The following is a 22,419-nucleotide window of genomic DNA, read 5'->3' on the forward strand; positions in this document are numbered from 1 at the left end:
TGAAGAGCACATTGCACATGATGATGACCATAACAATCATGAAGAGCACACTGCACATGATGATGACCACGACGATCATGAAGAGCACACTGTACATGATGGCCACGACGACGATCATGAAGGTTCGATGGACCTACATATCTGGCTTTCACCTAGTATCGCTCAAAAAATTGTTGAGCAAACTAGCAAAATGCTAATTGAAATAGATCCTGCAAATACCAAGCAATATGAAATAAATACAGTGAAAGTGACAGCAAAAATAACAAAGCTTGATCAACAACTACAGCAGAAACTAGGGCCAATACAAACAGTTCCTTATTTAGTGTTCCACTCTGCATATCAATATTTCGAAACAAGTTATAACTTAAATGCTGTTGGTTCAGTAACCATTGATCCTGAAAGAAAACCTGGAGCGAAAAGAATTACTGAAATACGTAAAAAAGTGCGAGACTTGAAAGCACGTGCAGTATTCAGTGAGCCTCAATTTGAATCAAAATTAGTTACTACCATTATTGAAGATACTGGAGCAAAAACAGCAACGTTAGATCCACTAGGTGCGAATATTGCTGCAGGACCAGATGCTTATTTTCAATTAATGAATAAATTAGCTGACGACTTAGTTAAAGGGCTTAAGTAAGGTATTAATTAAATTCATTAATTAATAAGCTGATGTTAATAATGTGTAATAAAATAATTGTACCGTTTACTTTATAAATATTAATGATAAATCGGTTTTGTGATCAACTGTTAAAGTGACTCAAAATCGGTTCCTCCTTCTTTATATAGCAACTATTTATTGTAGAAACGATAAAAATTAATGACGATAAATGACTCTTTCCTCTGATATTTTATTGATTAAGTACTACAAATACTTAGATCTTAATTACCCATCCATATGCATTATTCCGTCACTAATACAAATTCAATACAGTTAATGTGATTAAGTTCATCAAATATGCTCAATTACTGGTCAGGAATAATGCACTAGTTTAATGCAAAAATTGCGTCGAATGGTTGTCCCTTAGCAGAATTTCTAGCCCAGAAGTGATGTATTTTAACCAACAATAATGATCAGCTATTTGCTGAATTAACGGTACAAGGCATGATGTAACATGATTACATTTAAAGGATGTATACTATCGATGTTGAATCTAGGGAATGGAATAAGGTCGAACTAATGAGCTCGGGATTTTAAAAGTTACCTTATTGAAATCATTGTTGTTTTACCAGAAAAGGTACAGTAGTTGTACTTGGAACGCTACACAGAAAACTACATAGCAACTACATAACAGCTAAATAGAAACCATATAGGAAGGCGATACAGAAAACTACCAAGGACTACGCAGATAGCTAAATAGAAACTACATATGAAAATCTGTTAGTCGATAATAAAACCTCACAAAGATAAGCATAAGCAAAAAAAAAACAGCACTGCTACTTTTGTGGTTGTTTACCTTTAACAATCTTCCAATAATTACTTATTAGTTGAGTCGTTAACCTTGAACAACACAAAAATAACAGCACTGTAAATATCTATTTAACTCGTTGATATAAAATCAGGTTTTCACTTTTATTATATCAAGCTTAGTGTACTGATAGCTTTTTTGAGTATTATTTATTTAGTTTTAAAAAATAATCAAAGATTTCTGGTACGTTTCCGTTACCCATATCCGCATCAACTGCTGCTTGTAGATTTGCAGAAGTACCTTCAGCAATTTCTGAAACAGTACCTAAGTCTTTAACCATTTCTAGGAAATAACCTAAATCTTTATTGGCATTAGCAATAGAGAAACCTAAGTCACTTACGCCATCTACTGCATATTTTTTACAGAAGCCCATAAATGGTGAGTTAGAAGGACCTGTCGACATGATATCGAACAATTGTTGACGATCAACGCCTGCTTTATCTGCAACTGCAAATGCTTGAGACATGGCTGTTACTGTTGTCATGCCCATGAAGTTATTGATTAATTTAGTTGTATGACCAGCACCCAAAGCACCAAGGTGGAATACATTTTCACCTTGTTCTTCTAGTACAGGTTTAACTTTATTAAATGTTTCTAAGTCACCGGCTGCCATGATGTTTAATAAACCATCTTTGGCGTGTGCAGGAGTACGTCCAAGTGGCGCATCAATCATACCTGCACCTTTAGCAGCAAGGTCTGCACCAATTTTACGAGTAGATGCTGGAATAGAAGTACCAAAATCAATTAATACTGAACCTTCTTTAATACCAGATAGGATACCGTTATCACCGTAAACAACCATTTCTACAACTTTAGACGTTGTAAGACAAAGCATTACGATATCACTTTTTTCTGCTAATTCTTTTCCAGTAGCAACTTCAGTTGCATTACCACGAGCAATAACTGCAGCAACTGCATCTTTATTAAGATCCATTACATTAACTTGAAAACCACGTGTTTGTAAGTTTTCTACCATGTTGCCGCCCATAAGGCCAAGTCCGATGAAACCGATGACTGGTTTAGTCATAATCTAACTCCTTAAATAGTGTTTATTTGTATGTTTGTATTATTATATAATTGATGAGTCTAGAATATAGACCTATTACATAATAAGCAACGTCGAAGCACACAAAAATGTCTATAAAGTCGATTATTTTCTTCGTTAGTTGTCAGTTATGTTACACAGCGCTTATTATTTAAATCGAATAGATTATTATTTAGACTATAAAAAGTGATTTAAAGCGTTGATAAAATACGTTCTCTCCCCCCGATTATTTAAGGGGTATTAAAACTTCAAAGTGATAATGTAAAAAGATGTCAAACTTTGAAGTGAAGGCATAAGAAGGATATAAATCGAGCGATAGGCAAAGGTTGAAATGAATATGATTTGTTGTAATCAACTTGTTATTGCGATCAAGTAATGACCAAAGCTCTCAAGTATTAAAGTTGAAAGCTTTAGCAATTTGATGGTGAAGTCGATTGTATTATTGGAGCAATATTACCTTTAAAAAAGTTAACTAATCCCAATCCCATTCATAATAAGCGTCTACCGCTTGATACAAACCACTTGAAGCTTCTATATAAAACTGTTTAAACAATTCATAGCGAATGGCAAAAATGGTAAATGAGTCGAAGACACCAACACCATAGCTGACTTCAACGCCCGGTGCGATAGTCCCTTTAATGCCTACAGATTGTTGGTCACCCTGCCCACTAGAGGCGAGTGATAAATCATTAATGCCAACACTTTTACCGATGTTCCCCATTACACCATCAGTTTGGCCTGCCCCTAAATCTATTAATATAGAAGCAAGTTGATTGTTATTACTATCACTTGAAGCATTAGCAATAGAGTAACCTCGGGTAATATATGATAAAGCATTCTGTTGCGACATCGCAGGTTCAGAGAAGATCGTTAACTGTAATTGATCTGGCGTTCCCGTTACACGTACACCAGCGGTGACGTTATCTTCGGTATCATTGGGGTCACGTATAGCTTCAATGTTCAGATAAGGCGCATCCGGTTGCCCTTGAAAAACGATACGACTATTTTGTAACACTAGCTGTTGTGCCAAGGCTTTGTAGCTTCCTTCAGAAAAGGTTAATTCACCATTAACAGTCAGGTCTTTTTTAAGTTCTTTTTTAACAATGAGATCACCGTGAATATAAGAGTCTAAACCGATTGCTTGCAATCGGAGTTGATCACCTAATGATACTTTCACATTCATTTTAATAGGCAAATCAGCGCCAGTCTCTTGCTTTTTGGCATCAACAACTATTACATCTTTGGAGACGTTAACGGCCCCTTCAGGTAATTCTTTTACTGTAATGTTTCCTTTATTAACATTGATGACTCCGTCTACATTGATGTGTTCATCTAAAATAACATCAATATTAGGACTCACATAAAGCGTTATTTTGCCATAATCTCGAATTAACATCTGATCGGCTTCGAAGTGTATTTTGCCTTTCAAATCTTCATTCCAATCTAGTAAACCATTGATATCTGCACGCCCATTAGTTTCCTTATTAACTGCATCTGTATTACGCATGTTAGCAATACGTTGCGGTATATTAATGGTACTTATTGCAGTGTCCTTAATTGCTACTATGGTATCAAGTAGTAAATTTGATTTTTTCTTAGTGGTTTTTTTGGTGTTTGTGAAAAAGTAACCATCAATTTTTGCTTGATTGTCATCTATATCTACTTTTGCATTTAAATCAGTAATTTGTAAGGGTGCACTCGGCGCTCTCACGGATGCATCAGCGATTAATACCTGTCCAGCTAAAGAAGGTTTTTCAAGTTTTCCTTTAACCTTAATATCTGCTTGTAGTTGTCCTGTTAACTTGTCTACTTGAGGAATTAAAATCGCAAAGTTATCGAAATCAGGCACTAATAATTTCAGCGAGGCATTGATTTCAGGTGTCGTCTGATAAGGTGTTATATAACCTTCAACGTTTGCGTTAATAAGACCTTCAGATAATGCTTTTACACTAAAGTCAGTTTGTTGCTTGCCGGTTTTCATTTCGATATGAAATTGTTCTACAGGATAACGAATAACTTCTTTGGTGTTTTTATCAGTATTGATATTTAAAGCCATTGCATCACCGTTAACCACTAGGTCAATACTTGGTTTTTGATTATTTTTCCAGAATATATCTACATTTGCAGCAAGTGCACCTTCAAGTGTTAACGTATCGGGAATAAAAGGTGTTAATGATGAAAGTAAAAAGTCATCAATATTGATTTCTATATCGCCGTTTTCCCCTGCACTAAATTTTTTAATACAAAGTTGTCCATTTTGATCTTTGTTATTATTCGTTGCTAACCAACAATGAGCGGTTAAATTTATTGTTTCTTGCTCTGTGGTTACAGTGAATGGGTCTTTTAACACTAATAATCCCTGTGCCGTTTCAATAACTCCCTTATTTAAAATAGCCGACCAACTATTAAGCTGCTGTTCAAAAAGCACCGTTAAGTCGGAGTTGACCATTTTACTTTTTAAATCGACATTAACTTGATGCTGAACTTTTTTATCGGCGACCGCATTAGGTTTAAGCTCTATTTTGATTGAATCTATTTTTTGACCATTACTTCTAATATTGTTGGCACTAATGGCAAGGTTAGCAACAGGCAACTCAGATAAGGTGGCTTGCCCTGTTATGTTTAATGCTTCAATATCATTATCTAAATAACTTAAATCTTCGACATCTAAGTTACTGTCTATTTCAATTTTATCGATGCTGCCCGCTAAGTTAACCTTACCTTTAATTTTACCGCGGCTATCTACAATGATGTTAGTTAGGTTTTGAATATCTAAATCGATACTCAGGTCATTTTTATCTGCAACTTTACCATTCACTAACATTGAATTTTCAGCATTATTAATCGCTAAATTATTAATGCTAAAACCTTGTTTAGCATTACCGCTAGCTTTGCCCTTAATCGTTAATGGGCGCTCTAGATAGGAGCCATTAAGGTCTATAACAGGTAAATTAAAAGCCCAGGCTGGTTGTTTGTTGTCGGTTAACGGCACACTGACAGAATGTTGAATATGACCACTTAATTGACCAGGATAATCTTCACTCAATTTATTAAAGTGAATGTCATTAATACTTAAATCCCCCTTCCACGCAAGATTATTTAGCCAGTTTAGATTGCCGTTAAGTTGTATATCACCCTGTAATGCTTTAATCATCAACGTTGATAAATCAAAGGATTGTAAATTACCGTTACCCACTAAATTGATATCCGCAGGCGGTAAATCCGTCAGGTTAAGGTGACTATCAAGTTGTAATTGGTAATTGTTTAAGGTGCCTTTACTGGCAAGGTAACCTTTGTTACTAGAGATTTCAGGTTCGCCGGATAAGGGCCAGTTGAATTGCTCCCACTTGACGGTTAATTGATGTGGTAAGTTTTCACTGTATAAATCCACTGTATTATCAATTTTTGCATTAATTAATTGGCTCAATGTAATTGAAGAATGTAACTCGGCTAAATCGCCTCGATTGTTTAACGTTATTTTTTGGCCTTTTAATAATGTAGTAGGCTGAAGATCTTTAATTTCCTTGAGTGTTGCTTGTACGGCTAAATCCATCGGGTAACGTTGGCTAAGGTCAATATCACCTGAGATTACTAGGTCCGCTTCTGGCAAGTCTAGGGCAAACTGTCCGATAGTTAATTTAGAACCAAAAAAAGTGAATTGGCTATTCAGTTGATTAATAGAAACTAAGTCTTTTTTGTTTTGGATAAGTTTAAAGCCCTGCAGATCAAATTGCTTAGCCGTTAAATTAACAGGTAAGATGATTTCAGGTAACGTTTCATCAGTTAAAATAGCGGGGAAACTTGAGAGCAGTTGTTGGCGTGTTTGTTGTTTTGCTTGGGAAGTGCTCGTTTTGGTTGCGTCATCAACTTGCGCATCCGCTAAAATAACGGTTAACCCTTTAATATTGGTTTTGAGTGCTAAATTATTGTCTTGTCCCTCTGCTTTTAATAATAGCTGTTTAAGATCGATCTCAACACCTGCCACCTTGATATGGGTATTGTTAATAGCCAGATCTTTAATATTAACACGCAAAGGAAACTCTAAAACAAAGGGCGCTGCATTTGGGTCTTCCGGTTCTGCAGGTGTTTCTGTCTCTGGTATATTAATATCTGTACTTGCGATTGTTAATGATTCAAGGCACAGTTCTTCTATTAGACAATTCCAATCAAATTCATAACTAAGGTCGTTGAACTCATATAACGCATCACCATCAGCCCAACGAATTTTGTCATAAACTGGGGAATAAAAAAGACTGCCCTGCTTTAATGATATGGTTAATCTAGGTTCAAATTTTTGTAGGGTATTAAAAATAAAGTTATTACCTTGATGTGTAAATACACCCAAACCAGTAACAAATATGACTAAAATAATGAAAACAAAAAGAGTAAAGAAAATTCGTTTAAGATATTTTGTACTTAACAATAGAAAACTCATAGTTCAGGCCCAATCATTAAATGAATCTTGAATGCATCACCGGTGTCAGTTAATGGTACGGCAACATAAAAACGAATAGGTCCTACGGGCGATGCCCACACAACACCAGCGCCCGTGCCTACTGAAAGAGGTTCAGAAAAATCTTCAGTTGCTGTACCGACATCGGAAAATGCAGCTATTTTCCAATTTGGGGCGATTGGAAAGCGATATTCAAGACTTGCTGTCGCAAGGTATGAACCACCAATTAAATAATCTTCGGAATCCCTAGGCGCCACTTCCTCGTAATCATAACCTCGGATACTTTGATCCCCTCCGGTAAAGAAACGCATTGATGAAGGCACGTTATAGATTGAATCAGAGAAAATAGCGCCGCCTTCAGCTGACGCTATAAACTGATGGCCACTATAGGTTCTGATAAATTTAGTTTGCCCGTAAACTTTGATCGCATCAGCCGTAGATAATAAACTTTCATTCGCAAACTCAAAATACACTAACTGTTTGTCACCCCAATCGATATTGATTCCACCTTTACTCCTAATTCGACTAAAACTAATACCAGGTAAAACTAATGAGGTAGAGAACTCCTGCTGACCTTGGGTACCCGATTCATTATCAAATCGAAGATAAATAGTACGTAACCAATCATTATCTAAACGCCAATGACGATTAAAACCAACTACAGATTGTTTAGTATCGGTATCGTTTTGGTCGAGTACTTTATAACCCGCTTGAATTGAAAAGTAGTTATAAAGCGGATCTTCTAAGGGGATTTTATAGGTGGCAGACGCTTCCTGTTTGGGGACTGAGGCGGTAATATTGGTTTCAAACGAGTGGCCATATTGATTGATCCATGGACGGGTCCAACGAAATTTTCCACGAACACCTTCGTCGGTACTAAAGCCTAAACCTGCGTTAAATGAGTCTTCTGGTTGCATATAAGTTAAGACGTGCAAAGGGATCAATCGACCTTGCTTTTTTTGTATGTCGGGTAAAATAGTGATGCTTTTAAAATATCCGGTATCGTTTAGATCTTGATTGAAGGCATTTAGTATTCCGGTATCAAATGGGTCTCCTGGTTTAAAATTAAGTAATGATTTGACAAACTCTTTAGCGGGAGTTTCTAGGTCAAAAATCAAATCACCAAACTGATATCGTCTACCACTTTCAAACCACAAATGGATAATCGCGGTATTGTTTTTTTGCGTCACTTCAACTGAAGACTTAGTATATTTTGCATCAAAAAAACCATAGCGCAACGCCAAACTTCTGGCGCGGCTTTTAGCTGATTCGTATTCACCGTGGTCTAAAAAATCACCTTCCTTGATCGGAAAGTTAAGCATTAGTTGCTGAAAGTTTTTATCGTGTAACGCTTCCCCGGTAATACGTAAATCAACGGCTGAGATTGTGGTGCGAGTCCCAAGATCTACATCAACAGTAACGGTTTGCTTGTTCTCATCACCAGTAACGGAAGGGGTAATTTTTGCTTGGTAATACCCTAATGCCACCAAACTTTCTTTGCCTATTGCAACGACTTCATTCAAATAGGTCTCATTATCGGCATTGTCTGGTACCGATAGGCCATTTAAAAAAACGTTTAGATTTGCACTGGCTTTATTGTCTTTGATGCCTTTTATCTGAAAGCTTACATCTGCAACTACGTTGCTTGAAACAAGACTCAGTAAACAGCATAAATAGAATTTATAAATATTTTTCATTAACTATTAGGCTTCTCAAGTTTGATTGTCGAATTGTCAAATTTATTTTCTTTTTGTTTCATATTATTTAATAATTTTTGGAAATCAATAGTCGTTAACGGTGCACTCACAAGATAGCCTTGGAATTGACTACATCCTTTCTCAATCAAAAAGTCTAATTGTTGCTGAGTTTCGACTCCTTCAGCCACGACCTCTAGATTAAGAGATTTACCCATATTGATAATAGCGCTCACAATCAGTTGCTGACTGTGTTGTTGCATCAAATTAACAATAAAAGACTGATCAATTTTAAGCGCTGAAACCGGCAATATACTTAAGTATTGAAATGAAGAGTAACCCGTACCAAAGTCATCAATAGCGAATCGAAAACCAAGCCCGCATAGCTTATGCAATTTATTAATAATCAAATCAGTGTGAGAAACTAACACTGTCTCAGTAATCTCTATTTCAATCAAGCTTGGCTCTACACCTGTTTGTAATAAATACAGTTCAATGGTCTCGATAAAGTTATCTTGTAATAATTGTTTAGGACTCACGTTAAGTGATAAAGTTTTAAAGCTTTGTGGTAATCCTGCATCAACCCAATCTTTCAATTGAGTAAAAGCATTTAAAAGAACCCACTCTCCTAGAGGAATAATTAAATCAGACTCTTCTGCTACAGGGATAAAATGTGCAGGTTCAACCCAAGTATTGTCACCTTGATACCAACGGCAAAGTGCTTCTGCCCCAACTAGCTTGTTGTTACTATCGGTACGAGGCTGAAAGCAAAGTGTAAACTCATTGTTATCTAACCCTTGACGTATTTTACTTTGTAATTGATGTGTACGATTAATTTTTTCCTCTATTTCTTTTGCAAAAAAGCTAATATTATTTAATGGATTAGCCTGTGCTGTTTTCATCGCCATTGATGCTTGGCGAAGTACATCTTCTGCTTGCAAGCCTTCACTTGGAAAATGCGTAATGCCATAGGCAAATTTCAAGGTGAGCTTTTCACTCATTAAATTGAACGGCTGTTTGAGTGTTAACGCAACCTGTTCAGCAAAACGTATCGATATTTGAGCCGCTTGCTCGCGGTCTGAATGTAAATCAGATAAGACAATAACAAATTCACAACCTCGTAAACGAGCAACATAATCGGGCACACTAATGTGTTTTTCTAATCGTCTTGCAATTAAACTTAATAGTTGATCCCCTTTGTGGTTGCCATCAAGTTCGTTAATTGCTGAGAACTGTTGTGCATCAATTAATATTAACGCACCAAATAATCCATTGTTCTCTTGCCTTATATTTTCATCTGAAATATGAGCGATTAAACCAGATCTGTTTGGTAATTCAGTCACTTCATCATACTGCGTCTGATATTTGATTGAGGTGTGCAATACCTTGTAAGCCGAAACATCAATCATAGTGCCGATCACACGTAGCGGATTACCTTTGCTATCCCAAGATACTGTCTGCCCTCGCGTTAATACCCAACGGTATTCCCCATTTTTGCAGCGTATTCGATGAGAGTTTTCAAAAAATGAGTCTCGCCCCACAAAGTGCTCGCAAAAGTCATTAAACACATTGTAAAGATCATCATCATGAATACGAGTTTCCCACTCTGTAATGTCTGCATTTATATCTTCCGGTTGATAACCTAATATCTCTTTCCAACGATTGGAAAAAAATACATGGTCACGTTTTATATCCCAATCCCATACGCCGTCTCGTGCGCCTCTAAGTGCGTATAATAAACGTTGTTCACTACCAGCTAGCTCGTTCATATTATCGGATACGCTGACAATTAATTCAGAAAAAGTGCGCTGCAAAAATCCTATTTCGCCAACGCCTTTATCAGTTAATTCGGATAAATTTGTTAAATCATAGTTACGCATCTGAGTTACAAGGCTTTTAAGTGGGACTATCACCAAGCTATTGAGCGAATATACGGATAAGCTGACCGTCAGTAACAATAAGGCACATTGCTTAATAAGCTCGATTAGCTTACTGTGTGTTAGCTCACTGTAGGCACTCTCTAATGAATAGCGTATAAAAATAATGCCATTAAATTTGCGGTTTAAGCTATTACCTTTAGAGATCATTTGTAAAGGCGCATAAACTACTAACTCTTTACTTTGTTTGAAATATTTGACTACAATTTCATTATCATTAATAACACGATTTAATACGGCACCTTCATAACGTTCAAGTTGTAGTTTTGAAAACATGTATTTTTCACGGAAGTTATTGCTAAGAATAATTTGTTGATTTTTGTCAATCACAGCTACCGTTTGTACATTTTCATTTAATGCAGCAGTGGAGACAAAATCTTGTGCACGCGCCTTTTCAAGGCGCATTAAAGCATTAGATAATGAGGTTTGTAATTGCCCAGCTAAACCTTTGATGTCTTGCTCCGCTTCGACATATAACTGGTCTTGACTTTGACGAAAATCTTGAATAAAGATGATCGTTTGAAAAACAAAGAATATGCTCAGAAATATTGCGGGCAATATGATTAATAGTGAAATTCTACGAATTTTATTCATAAATTGCCTGCTCTAAGATACCTGTTGATATTAACGTCGCTAAGTTTGTTTGTATTTGACTTAACATCCTTTTATCACTCATCAACTTACTTAATTCTTGTGCTCGCAGTTGCATATTTGAAGGTGAACCAGATAAGAACATTAACGCCTCTTTAGGCGGAATAAAATGCGTATTCTCAAAGGCATTTTTCAGAGTATAAGGATATAATTGCAACCTTACTGACATGCTGGCTAAAGCTTCAGCTGTATGCTCCTCATAGAATGCTTGAGCACGATAAAATTGTTTTAGAAAGTGCGTTATTTGCACTTCTTTTTCTTGGTGTAAACTACCTCGAACGACCATTAGATTAATAATGGGTAAACTTAAGGATTTAGAGTTAATAAGTTCTCTTGCTCCTAATGCTAATAATTGTTGTTTTACCGGCTCTTTAACAATTAAGGCATCTATATCACCACGTAAATAAGCATCCTTAAGTTCATTTTGTTTGACTTCAAAGAGTTGTACGGTCTGATTATTTAAGTCCGTTAGCGAAAAAACTTTATCTAATAACAAGGCGCCAGCTGCTTTGTTTTCATAACCAATAGAGTGCCATTTTAATTCTTCCAGTGACTTTATTTCGGGCTTGGCCATTAACGCATCCCCTCCTCTAGAACGATCAATCACTGAGATTATTTTTAAATCGATTCCTAAAGCGACTAGCGTTAACACTTCATCCAATGAAAGAAAAGCAACATCGAGTTTCGCTGTCTGAAAAGCTTGAATGACGCTAGTAGGAGAAGTAAGTTCAAGTAATGAATATTTATCTTTATCTAAGTAGCCCAGTTCACCTGCCAAAAAAGCAAACTCAAAATTTGGCCAAGGTGACGCACCGATAGTCAGCGGCTTTTGATACGGGGTACATGCCACTATCAATAGAGTAAGACATAGAGAACTGACAATTTTTAGGCATTTGTCGATATAGGTATTCATAGCGAGCACATCAGATTAAATTAGGAGAGCATTGATTTTACAGTAAAACAGATAAAAAAATAGCGCATAAAAAGTTACACGCTATAAATACCGGTTGCGGATCAAAATACAAAAATTTAACTAACAGTATAATTAACTAATGATAGGTTTAAATAAACTTAGCTCCTTATTTCTTTTAGATCTTTATAGTCTTGATGCTTTCATACTTTAATACCTTTATAAGGTTATATCACCTGGCTATTTTGTAAGGCTTTAATACGATCTTCTAGTGGAGGGTGTGACATAAATAAGCTATTTTTCTTTTTACCCGATATGCCAAATGACATTAAGCTACCTTCTAGTTGTGGCTCAGATGTTTTTTGCAATTTTTGTAATGCGGCAATCATCTTATGTTTACCAACCAGTGAAGCAGAGCCTGAATCAGCTTTAAACTCTCGTTGACGTGAATAGTACATAACAATCGTACTTGCAAGTACACCAAATACCATCTCTAATATAAATACAATGATGTAATAAGAGAAACCATGCCCCGAATTTTCATTATTATTACGCATTGCATTGTCAATTAAACCTCCTATAACACGTGCTAGGAAAATAACAAAGGTGTTAACTACGCCTTGGATTAACGCAAGCGTTACCATATCTCCATTTGCAACATGACTGACTTCATGAGCTAAAACAGCTTCGGCTTCATCACTTGTCATTTGCTGTAACAAACCAGTACTAACAGCCACTAACGCATCATTTTTTTTCATGCCGGTAGCAAAGGCATTCATATCCTGAGCATTATAAATTGCCACTTCAGGTGTCTTAATACCTGCTAGTTTGGCTTGTCTTGTGACTGTTTGTAGTAGCCAACGTTCGGTTTCATTACTAGGGGAAGTAATAACCACCGCTCCTGTGCTTCTCTTTGCCATCCACTTGGACATAGCTAATGAAATGAATGAACCACCAAAACCAAATACTGTTGCTAGCATCAATAGCCCACCGATACTTCGTGAGTCCATTCCAGTAACTGAAAAAACAATACTTAACACAATACCTAACACCAATATAACGGCTAAGTTAGTTAATAAAAATAATGCAATGCGTTTCATGCTGACCTCATTAATAAATATTACGCCACGATAAATGGCTTTTGTTGATGTTATTTACGCGTGATGTGTGAGCAATATAAATAACAGCTTTTCGACATAATATGACTTTAATTTTAATATGCAAGTATTAAAATTAATATAATTTATAAAAAATCAATACACATGAACACTGATATTTGCACCTTATACTTTCTGCCGTTACAATCGAGCTCTTTTATACCATTTAAGGAATTACCATGGCTTTAGCTCAAGCACGTCACATATTAGTTAGCTCAGAAGAACAATGCTTAACATTAAAAAACGAAATCGAAGCAGGTACTGATTTTGCTTCAGTTGCGAAACAACATTCATCTTGCCCATCGGGTGCACAAGGTGGCGATTTAGGTGAATTTGGTCCTGGTATGATGGTGCCTGAATTTGATAAAGTTGTGTTCAGTGCGCCAGTAGGCGAAGTACAAGGTCCAGTTAAAACACAGTTCGGTTACCATTTATTAGAAGTAACTAAACGTAACGATTAATATTTGAACGTTGAAGTGATCTGTTTAGTTTTTCTAAGCCGAATGGAGTGATTCGACTATCAAACATTAATAAAAAACCGCTTAATAAGCGGTTTTTTATTACAAAAGTAAAAATGAAAAATTACTCATAAAACTAATCATAAAATTAGCCCGCATTTTGAAATGAAATCCATTCTTGTGGTTGTGATTCTAAACATGGCGTTAATTTGTCAGCGGTGACTTTAATGATCTGAAATTGTTTGAATATTTTTCCATTAGAAAAAGTATGACATTCATCGAATAGCATACATAAGCAAAAATTGTCCTGTTGTTCCAATACCATGTACTTAGCAGACTCAGGTACCCCAGAGGTCGTTAAGATAGCTAACTCGCCATTATTATATTGTATTTGTTGATGCTCTGATGTTTGAAATAACCAACTTTTAGGCATCATTGGTTTGTGAAATAGATCTATTGCGATTAAATGTAAGATTATTTTACAACGCAGAGACTCTTCAAAGTGACTTAATGATTCACTTTCAAACAATTCAATATAACGCGTGACATCATCAACGGTAAACGACAACACTTGGCTTTCTCGTAAACGTAACATATTGGATTCGTAAACAATTGGGAAGGTTCGCTCACGGTCGACAACAGATAGCTTTCCCTGTTGCTGGTCAAAGACCCACTGCCATTCTGCTTTTGGAATATAATCCATTACTTTCTCCTCATGTTCTATCACTATCACTTAACCTTAAATTTAAAAGGCACTGGCCTTTAATAAAGTAACATTAAATACTTAGGGCAATTACTTTTATTTCAAGGGCCGTTCATATTTCATGTTGCTGTACTAGCGAAGCAACATGATTATGTCGTTTACTTGGCAGCCATATTTTTAAATGTAGTTAACAATATTTTTAACTAATGATGGTCCCTGATAGATAAAACCTGAATATATTTGCACCAAGCTTGCGCCGGCATTAATTTTTTCTTTTGCTGCAATAACACTATCGATACCACCTACACCTATGATTGGTATTTGCCCATTAAGATGTTGTGCAAATTTAGCTATCACGGCAGTACTTTTACTTTGTACAGGTTTTCCACTCAAACCACCTGCTTCTGAAGCATGTGACATACCTTTAACCATTGCTCGGTCTAATGTTGTGTTGGTTGCAATTAAACCGTCTATTTTGTATTTCAATAATGATTGAGCAATAGACTCAATCTCTTCGTCACTTAAATCGGGCGCAACTTTTAAGGCGACTGGCACATATTTACCATGCTTTTCCGCAAGTTCTTGTTGGCGTGTTTTTAATGAATCTAATAAATCATCTAATGCTTCACCATATTGTAAAGAACGTAACCCTGGAGTATTAGGTGACGAAATGTTGACTGCAATATAACCAGCGTATGGGTAAACTTTATCCATGCACAGTAAATAATCCTGCTTGCCTTGTTCTACAGGAGTATGGATGTTTTTACCTATGTTGATTCCAATAACACCTTTAAAATTGCTATTTTTTACATTTTCAATCAGGTTATCTACACCGTCATTATTAAACCCCATACGGTTGATGATCCCCTCACCTTCTAATACACGAAATAAACGAGGAGAAGGGTTTCCCGGTTGCCCAACTGGCGTAACAGTTCCCACTTCAATATGACCAAAACCCATTGCACCAAAGGCATCAATACATTCAGCATTTTTATCAAGACCGGCAGCAAGTCCAAGTGAATTAGGAAATGTTAACCCCATAACTTGCACCGGGCGATGTTGTACTTTTTGGCGGTATAAAAGATCTAATAATGTACCGTGTGTTAATTTGAGCTGTTTAATTGAAAGATCATGAGCTTTTTCTGGATTCATCTTGAATAATAAACTGCGCATAACTCGATATAACATAATAGGACCTTGTAATAGTGGGTTTTTATTAATGAAATTTTTATTATTGTATAGAAAAAATGAAAAAATCAATACTCAAATAATGACAAAAGGATAAAATCAGAAAGTTAATACAATCAACTGTTGTATTAACAAAGAAAAATTTGTTGATGAAGTGCAAGGATCAATTCGCAAGTCTTAACGTTAATACAGATAATATTTAATCAGATTAATTGCGTGCTAAAGATCCTGTTACATTATTGAATGTTGTTAGCGTTAATGTTTAATGAGGGGTAATGATGAATACGCACTCTCCATCCTTTTAACCACATTAGTTCATCTCTCGGTGCATTTTTAACACGCCTTGTGAGCATTTCATCGGCAGCTAAAGCAAAGCTACGTAATACATTATCAGTTTGATCTGGCATCGCCAACAAAACCTGTTTTAAGCCCCAACCCTGACCTTGATATTTTTCCTTATCAGAGATGCCTTCACCTTTAAAGTTAATATAATCTAATAAAACAAAAATACCTTCGGGTGTTGCTTTTAATGCATCTAGGCTTTGATTTATTTTAACGCTTTGTTTTTTAGTGCTATTCGCTAAGATAGCAGGAATACCTTTTTCTAAGCGTTTAATAATAAACTGAGCTTGTAATGCAGCAGTATCTTGCATTAATTGCCTTAATTGAGTGAGGCTTTCATTATTAAATTCACGATAAAATTCTTCTCTTGTTTTCCAGGGGGCTGTTTTGGCGTTAATTAACCACTTGGGGACGGGGACGGCCTTGCTAATAATATAATCAAGTAAAGCAGGGAATTGTTCGATGTATGGTCCTTTTTTATCCGTTGGATACCAAATAAAATGCCCGATTCCCATCGAAGGAAAATCTTCATCTCTATTCCAGACCGTAAGATGCTCCTTTTTACCGGCACCTTCATTTTTCCAGATCAAGTGCGCTAGCACATCGATTTGCGACAGAGAGAGTGGAATCGGGTAAGTATTTGCAAGAGATTTGAAGGGAGAGATAGCAAATATTAAAGTCAGTGACAGTATAAAATGACGCAACATAATTAACCTAAGAGATTATAAATATAGGAGTTGATAGACTGTGATAAACGCTTTAGGTTCAGTTTGGCATTAGTTAAGCTAGATAAAATTCAGTTAAACTACAAAATGAAAGCTCATGCTATCAATCACTTGTTCTCGTTTTTCTTGTGTTGCTACTTGATGATATGCATCTAATGCACCACGCTCTTTAGCACTTGGTTGGTCATAACCAATGGTATCATTGATCGACTCTTGTTGTTCTGTTGAAAGGACTAAAGAAAACTCAGTTGAGTCAGTTTTCTTAGAGACAGGACTAATTTCGCTAACGGGTGGCGTATTTTCATTTTTTTTAACTTGCGACAATTTACCCGTATTAATTGGGTTATTTGTCATTGCAACATTATTATAAATGGCCATAGGTTATTAGAACTACCTCTAAGTGAATGTTATTTATATCTGCATTGTCTATTTGCATTATAGACAATTATTCGCGACCTGGTAGCTTTTTCCACGTGACAGTGTCACGTAAATAGATAGGTGTAGCATTTTCAGGGTCAACAGCAGCGTTCTTAGCGATTAATTCGCTAGCAGATTGCAACATAAATGCAGCATTAGGGTATAAAACATCAGAAACATGGCAGACTTGAAACGCATTTAATAGCTCAGGATATGCAGCCCACCCAGTACCAACTAATAAACTGTTTGGTTGAATTGAATCACCTGTTTCAGACATTGAATTGATCAAGTCCTGTGGTTTGACGACCGTTTCTTTACCCTGTAATACCATGACACCATTTACATTAAGATAATGAGCAAAATAAACTTCGCCCATACGAGCATCAATAGCAGCATAAATATGAATAGGTTTTGTGTTTGTTCCTTGCTGAGCCAAACTAAGCGTTAATGCTTCCTGTGCCATTGCTTGTAACGTCGAAACACCAACCATTTGCTTTTCTAACCCAAATGCGAGTCCTTGAGCAATACTGATTCCAATCCTAACCCCGGTAAAACTACCTGGTCCTTGGCCGTAAGCAATCACATCGATATCTGATAACGATAAGCTTGCCTCTTTAATCACCTCATCAATGGTTGGTAATATGCGTTGAGTATGTTCTCGAGGAGCCAGCATAAAGCGTTGGAAAATGGTTGCTTGTTTAGTTAATACTGCAACCGAACATGCTTCTGTTGAAGAATCAATGCACAGAATATTGTATGTAGATGACATAAATCGCCTATTTAATGAATGTGAGAAAGTGTCCGGCGTTACGGTTAAATAACTATTGTTTACCGTCATTAAGTTAAATTATAAAAAATTTGAAACTGGTCACCAGAGAGTTAGCTTATCGATTATTTCGGCCGTCTGAGTGTTAAAGCATTTCAATCATGCTTGTTAAAAACGAGCCAATAAAATAGCGTTAGTTTATTCGATTAGTTTATTCAATTAAAGTAAGAAAATCGATTGCCTTATTAAGGTCTCTAGTTCGCGGCATGCAAGGTAAACTATTAAGGAAAAGATTGCCATATTTTCGACTCACTAAACGTGTATCACAAACAATTAACACACCTTTGTCTTGTTCCGCTCTAATCAACCGCCCAACGCCTTGTTTTAAAGTGATCACCGCTTGTGGTAATTGTACGTCAAAGAATGGGTCACCCCCTTTCAACTCGGCATCTTCCATGCGTGCTTTTAGTAAAGGCTCTTCAGGTGAAGCAAAAGGGATTTTATCGATAATCACACAAGATAGCGTTTGCCCACGTACATCAACGCCCTCCCAGAAACTGCCCGTTGCCACCAATAATGCGTTACCGTGAGTAATGAATTCATCTAACAAGGCTTGTTTACTTTTTTCACCCTGCAATAGAACAGGTAAAGTTAACGATTCACGGAAAGCTTGTGCGAGCTGATTCATCATCGAGTGGCTGGTACAGAGGAAAAAACAGCGCCCTTTACTGGCATTAATAACAGGCGATAACATATCAACTAATTTAGCCGCTAATCCAGGAGTACCCGGTTCTGGTATTAATCGAGGAACCACAAAGAGGCTTTGTGTTGCATAATCAAAAGGACTACTTAATTGTAAGCAATTAGCTGCAGTTAACCCAAGTAACTGGGTGAAATGCTTAAACTCCCCTTTAACCGACAAAGTAGCGGAGGTGAATATCCAACTTGCTTGCTTTTTTTGACACTCGGTTTGAAAACGAGTAGCGACACTGAGCGGCGTGATATTCAATGAAAAGTGCTGCTTAGTACATTCATACCAATAACTGAATCCGCTTTCATGGGTGTTATTTAAACGTTCAAACAATAAACTGTATTGATTAATTTTTTCAAAGCAGTGATCTAGTACTTCGCTTTTACCCAAACGCTCGGTCAATACTTGTTTTAAAAAGCCCATGACTTGTTGTAAACGTGTGACGTGCATTTGCATCGCGCGATCTTTACTTTTGTCACGCCAACTACCCGAGCCTTTTTCGATTGCAAAGGCGAGCCTAAAATCTAAAGATGCAGCGCGTAATTGCTCAGCCGCTTTTGCCATCTGTTTGGCTTCTTTTAATTCGGTACGATAAACAAAGTCGATTTCTTTGGCTAGTTCAGTGAGTTGCTTACTTGATAAGCTTTCACCAAAATATTGACTGGCAATGTCTGGCAGTTGATGGGCTTCATCAAATATATAACAATCAGCTTCTGGTATTAATTGACCAAAGCCGGTCTCTTTCACTGCTAAATCGGCAAAAAACAGATGATGATTAATAACGATAACATCTGCATCCATCGCTTTGGTTCTTGCTTTCACAACAAAACAATCTTCATAACTTGGGCATTCTTTACCGAGGCAATTATCATTACTACTGGTAATTGAGGGAATGATCATTGCATCTTCAGGCAAATCATCAACTTCTGCAATATCACCTGTACCGGTACTAATAGACCAATCTTTAATTGCGACTAATTCATTATGCAGGTTAGGTTGTTTGAAACGCGTTTCAAGCATAAAACGATTAAGTCGCTCAATACAAAGATAGTTCGCACGCCCTTTTAATAAAGTGCAATGTCCTGTGAAGTTAGTGGCTTGTAATAAAAGAGGGAGATCCTTTAAGTACAATTGTTCTTGTAGTGCTTTACTGCCCGTTGAGATAACTAGTTTTTGCCCTAAGCTTTTATCTAAATTTAATAATGCAGGCGCTAAATAAGCAAACGTTTTACCGGTGCCTGTTTCTGCTTCGACTACTAATGCACTTTGTTGCTTAATCGCTTGGTCAACGGACTCGGCCATTTTAACTTGAGCGTCTCGACCAATAAAGTGAGGAAGAATATTGGCAAGTGCGCCTGTTGAAGAAAAAAATGAAGCAATCAATTTATTAAGCTCTGCCGTTGAATAATGTATAATATTCTACGTTAATAATCTTAAACTGAACATGCTTTAGTACGCAGTAAAAAATACAAACAGTCTTTACTCATAACAACATAACTATCATTGCGCCATAACTAGCACTATTGCATAGAGCCATTACAACGGGAAACCACTACGGGGACACAATGACAGAACAAAAGAAGGCAGTTTTATTAACACCTCATTTAACTGTCGAACTTAATACTATTCGAGCGATGACGACGATTTATTGTAAAGCACACCATCAGCATTGTGTTTGTGAACAATGCTTAGCACTGATCGAACATGCAAAACAAAAATTAGATAGATGTGTTTATGGTGATAACAAACCTGCTTGTAAGCACTGCCCTATTCATTGTTATAAACCTCAATTTAGGCAACAGGCACAAGTGGTGATGCGTTATGCAGGCCCTAAGATGTTGCTTAGACATCCCTTGTTAGCGATTAAACATTTGATTAAATCAACGAAGAAGTTCCCGAAGGTCATTCCTACTGGCTTATCTAATTACCATCAGCGTAAGAAAAATAAGTGATTCTCTTGTAGTTATTGAACGATATAGTTGTTGAAAAATACAGTTATTAAACAATATGTTTGATTACACTCATCACACCGAGTAGTAGAGTTAACCATCAGATGGTGATATCGATATGTTTTGTTTCTGGTATTTCTTCTTGTTCTGTTTTTTTAGTGGCTCTAATGGGTTTCAGAAAATGCACACTTTCTTCTATATCTTCAGGTGAGGCATTATTGTTACGGTTAGATGCTTGATATTTGACTACCTTACCGGTGGACATTTTATTAGTTTGAAAAGGTTTAAACACATAGGTTCTGTTGATGAAGTCATTAATGAGATGTTGACTCATATCCCCTCCTACTCAGATTGTGTGCGTTAATGGATAAAACGTTTGTCATTGTAATCAAATTGAACTTTGAATTTATCCCTATACTCTTTACAATACAACTCATATTAATAAGGGTTTTAACATGAATCGCAAAAAGAAACTAAATAGCATCCTCAAAAAACGTATGAAAAAGATTAATGCAAAAGCTGCGCCTAACACAAAGAGCAAATATATTTCTAAAGCTGAAAGAGAAAAATTAGAACAAATAGAGATACAAAATAGTGAAAATGAATCTATTACGAGTGAATAATCAAAGTTTTTGCATAATTATTCCAAATTGGACTTAGATATGTCCAAAAATAGTTTCACATTTTGGATTGAGATTGGTAGGCTTAGTGTCAATTAAATTACAGAGTTTTAATCACCATGAAGAAAGTAAATCTGAAAGCACATCACCATCATATTACCTAATCTTTCAGGATTTTTCTTGGAAGAGATGTTGTGTGCTTCCAGTGGTTACCCAAATTTAAACCCTCGGAAGTAAACCTCCCGAGGGTTTTTTAGTTTTAAATGCAAGGAAATGAGTTTATGTCAGAGCAACGTTTAAGAATCGCAATACAGAAAAAAGGTCGTCTAAGTGATGACACGGTTAAATTATTAAAAGCCTGTGGAATTAAAATTAATTTAAATACCCAACGTTTAATAGCACACAGTGACAATATGCCAATTGATATCCTTCGTGTACGCGATGACGATATCCCAGGGCTAGTAATGGATGGTGTAGTTGATTTGGGTTTTATTGGTCAAAACGTGCTTGAAGAAGAAAGCATGATGCGTAAAGTTGCTAACGAACCAACAGCACATAAAGTAGTAAAAGAGTTAGCCTTTGGTGAATGTCGTTTCTCTCTAGCCGTTGACAATGATTTTGATTATCATGGTGTGCAATCTTTAGCAAACCTACGTATCGCAACAACTTATGTTCACATCTTGAAACGTTTTATGGCAGAAGCCAATGTTCCTTATACCTCTTGTATGTTAACAGGTTCAGTTGAAGTTGCGCCTCGCGCAGGACTAGCCGATGCAATTTGTGACTTAGTTTCGACTGGTGCAACCTTAGAAGCGAACGGCTTAAAGGAAGTAGAAGTGATTTACCGTTCTACTGCTGTATTAATGCAACGTGACAAACCATTAACTGACGCTAAACAAGACTTAGTGGATCGCATCCTTACGCGTATTGACGGTGTACAAACAGCAAAAGAATCTAAATACATCATGTTGAATGCACCTAAGGCTAATCTAGCGGCCATTACTGATCTATTACCAGGTTCTGATTTACCAACCGTGATGGAATTAGCCGGAAGCGAAGATCACGTTGCTTTACACGTTGTAAGTAAAGAGAACTTGTTCTGGGAAACGATGGAACAATTAAAAGCATTAGGCGCGAGTTCAATTCTAGTATTACCTATTGAAAAAATGATGGAGTAGTATAAAAAA

The 22,419-nt window shown here is 36.5% G+C and carries 18 protein-coding genes and 1 other annotated feature; of the genes, 5 read left to right on the top strand and 13 right to left on the bottom strand.

The window, feature by feature from the left end; translation table 11 throughout:
* On the top strand, positions 1–637 hold a 637-nt coding region (locus tag H5084_RS16185), incomplete at its 5' end, for a zinc ABC transporter substrate-binding protein (RefSeq protein WP_182691510.1).
* Positions 638–1,611: 974 nt separating this feature from the next.
* Here the strand turns inward: H5084_RS16185 and H5084_RS16190 are convergent.
* The 6 genes from H5084_RS16190 to htpX form a co-directional block, all read right to left on the bottom strand.
* Positions 1,612–2,493: an NAD(P)-dependent oxidoreductase gene (locus H5084_RS16190; protein WP_028867916.1), complete on the bottom strand. Its 882-nt coding sequence runs from the start codon at positions 2,491–2,493 to the stop codon at positions 1,612–1,614.
* A gap of 490 nt (positions 2,494–2,983) precedes the next feature.
* Positions 2,984–6,946 carry a translocation/assembly module TamB domain-containing protein gene (locus H5084_RS16195; RefSeq protein ID WP_182691512.1) on the bottom strand — a complete coding sequence of 1,321 codons (3,963 nt, stop codon included), beginning with the start codon at positions 6,944–6,946 and terminating at the stop codon, positions 2,984–2,986.
* Positions 6,943–8,661 carry an autotransporter assembly complex family protein gene (locus tag H5084_RS16200; protein WP_182691514.1) on the bottom strand — a complete coding sequence of 573 codons (1,719 nt, stop codon included), beginning with the start codon at positions 8,659–8,661 and terminating at the stop codon, positions 6,943–6,945. The genes H5084_RS16195 and H5084_RS16200 overlap by 4 nt, the downstream gene beginning before the upstream one ends.
* Positions 8,661–11,189 carry a bifunctional diguanylate cyclase/phosphodiesterase gene (locus H5084_RS16205; protein WP_182691516.1) on the bottom strand — a complete coding sequence of 843 codons (2,529 nt, stop codon included), beginning with the start codon at positions 11,187–11,189 and terminating at the stop codon, positions 8,661–8,663. Before H5084_RS16205 ends, H5084_RS16200 begins: the two co-directional genes overlap by 1 nt.
* The gene (locus H5084_RS16210; protein ID WP_182691518.1) at positions 11,182–12,159 is read right to left on the bottom strand and encodes an ABC transporter substrate-binding protein; all 978 of its coding nucleotides are present in this window, start codon (positions 12,157–12,159) and stop codon (positions 11,182–11,184) included. Before H5084_RS16210 ends, H5084_RS16205 begins: the two co-directional genes overlap by 8 nt.
* Positions 12,160–12,383: 224 nt before the next feature.
* A complete protein-coding gene (gene htpX / locus H5084_RS16215) occupies positions 12,384–13,256 on the bottom strand; it encodes a protease HtpX (RefSeq protein ID WP_182691520.1) in 873 nt (290 codons plus the stop codon).
* A gap of 236 nt (positions 13,257–13,492) precedes the next feature.
* Here htpX and H5084_RS16220 point away from each other — a divergent pair, with 236 nt between their 5' ends.
* Positions 13,493–13,774 (top strand): peptidylprolyl isomerase, encoded by a 282-nt coding sequence (locus H5084_RS16220; RefSeq protein ID WP_182691522.1) that lies wholly within the window; start codon positions 13,493–13,495, stop codon positions 13,772–13,774.
* Between the two features lie 145 nt (positions 13,775–13,919).
* Here H5084_RS16220 and H5084_RS16225 read toward each other — a convergent pair whose 3' ends face one another.
* From H5084_RS16225 to H5084_RS16250, 6 genes are all read right to left on the bottom strand, one after another.
* Positions 13,920–14,474, bottom strand: coding sequence for a cell division protein ZapC domain-containing protein (locus tag H5084_RS16225; RefSeq protein WP_028867922.1), 555 nt, complete (start codon positions 14,472–14,474; stop codon positions 13,920–13,922).
* Between the two features lie 177 nt (positions 14,475–14,651).
* Positions 14,652–15,662 (bottom strand): quinone-dependent dihydroorotate dehydrogenase, encoded by a 1,011-nt coding sequence (gene pyrD / locus H5084_RS16230; RefSeq protein WP_028867923.1) that lies wholly within the window; start codon positions 15,660–15,662, stop codon positions 14,652–14,654.
* Between the two features lie 236 nt (positions 15,663–15,898).
* A complete protein-coding gene (locus H5084_RS16235; RefSeq protein ID WP_028867924.1) occupies positions 15,899–16,711 on the bottom strand; it encodes a hypothetical protein in 813 nt (270 codons plus the stop codon).
* Between the two features lie 93 nt (positions 16,712–16,804).
* Positions 16,805–17,107 carry a hypothetical protein gene (locus tag H5084_RS16240; protein WP_028867925.1) on the bottom strand — a complete coding sequence of 101 codons (303 nt, stop codon included), beginning with the start codon at positions 17,105–17,107 and terminating at the stop codon, positions 16,805–16,807.
* A 67-nt stretch (positions 17,108–17,174) separates the two neighbouring features.
* Entirely contained in the window at positions 17,175–17,915 is a 741-nt protein-coding gene (gene tsaB, locus H5084_RS16245) for a tRNA (adenosine(37)-N6)-threonylcarbamoyltransferase complex dimerization subunit type 1 TsaB (RefSeq protein ID WP_182691524.1), read from the bottom strand.
* Positions 17,916–18,123: 208 nt separating this feature from the next.
* On the bottom strand, positions 18,124–20,046 hold the full coding sequence (locus H5084_RS16250) for an ATP-dependent DNA helicase (RefSeq protein ID WP_028867927.1): 1,923 nt from the start codon (positions 20,044–20,046) through the stop codon (positions 18,124–18,126).
* A 182-nt stretch (positions 20,047–20,228) separates the two neighbouring features.
* Between H5084_RS16250 and H5084_RS16255 the strand changes: the two genes are divergently transcribed.
* Complete coding sequence (locus tag H5084_RS16255; RefSeq protein ID WP_028867928.1) at positions 20,229–20,615, top strand: nitrous oxide-stimulated promoter family protein; 387 nt, start codon at positions 20,229–20,231, stop codon at positions 20,613–20,615.
* Positions 20,616–20,712: 97 nt separating this feature from the next.
* On the opposite strand, the gene H5084_RS16260 is transcribed toward H5084_RS16255, so the two are convergent.
* On the bottom strand, positions 20,713–20,946 hold the full coding sequence (locus H5084_RS16260; protein WP_028867929.1) for a hypothetical protein: 234 nt from the start codon (positions 20,944–20,946) through the stop codon (positions 20,713–20,715).
* A 121-nt stretch (positions 20,947–21,067) separates the two neighbouring features.
* On the opposite strand from H5084_RS16260, the gene H5084_RS16265 reads away from it, so the two are divergent.
* Entirely contained in the window at positions 21,068–21,235 is a 168-nt protein-coding gene (locus tag H5084_RS16265; RefSeq protein ID WP_084296208.1) for a DUF2986 domain-containing protein, read from the top strand.
* Between the two features lie 139 nt (positions 21,236–21,374).
* Positions 21,375–21,490: a sequence feature (His leader region), on the top strand.
* Positions 21,491–21,513: 23 nt separating this feature from the next.
* Positions 21,514–22,410 (top strand): ATP phosphoribosyltransferase, encoded by an 897-nt coding sequence (hisG, locus tag H5084_RS16270; RefSeq protein WP_182691526.1) that lies wholly within the window; start codon positions 21,514–21,516, stop codon positions 22,408–22,410.
* Positions 22,411–22,419: the final 9 nt, after the last annotated feature.

This window comes from Psychromonas sp. SR45-3 (genome assembly GCF_014163575.1).
Taxonomy (GTDB): Bacteria; Pseudomonadota; Gammaproteobacteria; order Enterobacterales; family Psychromonadaceae; genus Psychromonas; species Psychromonas arctica.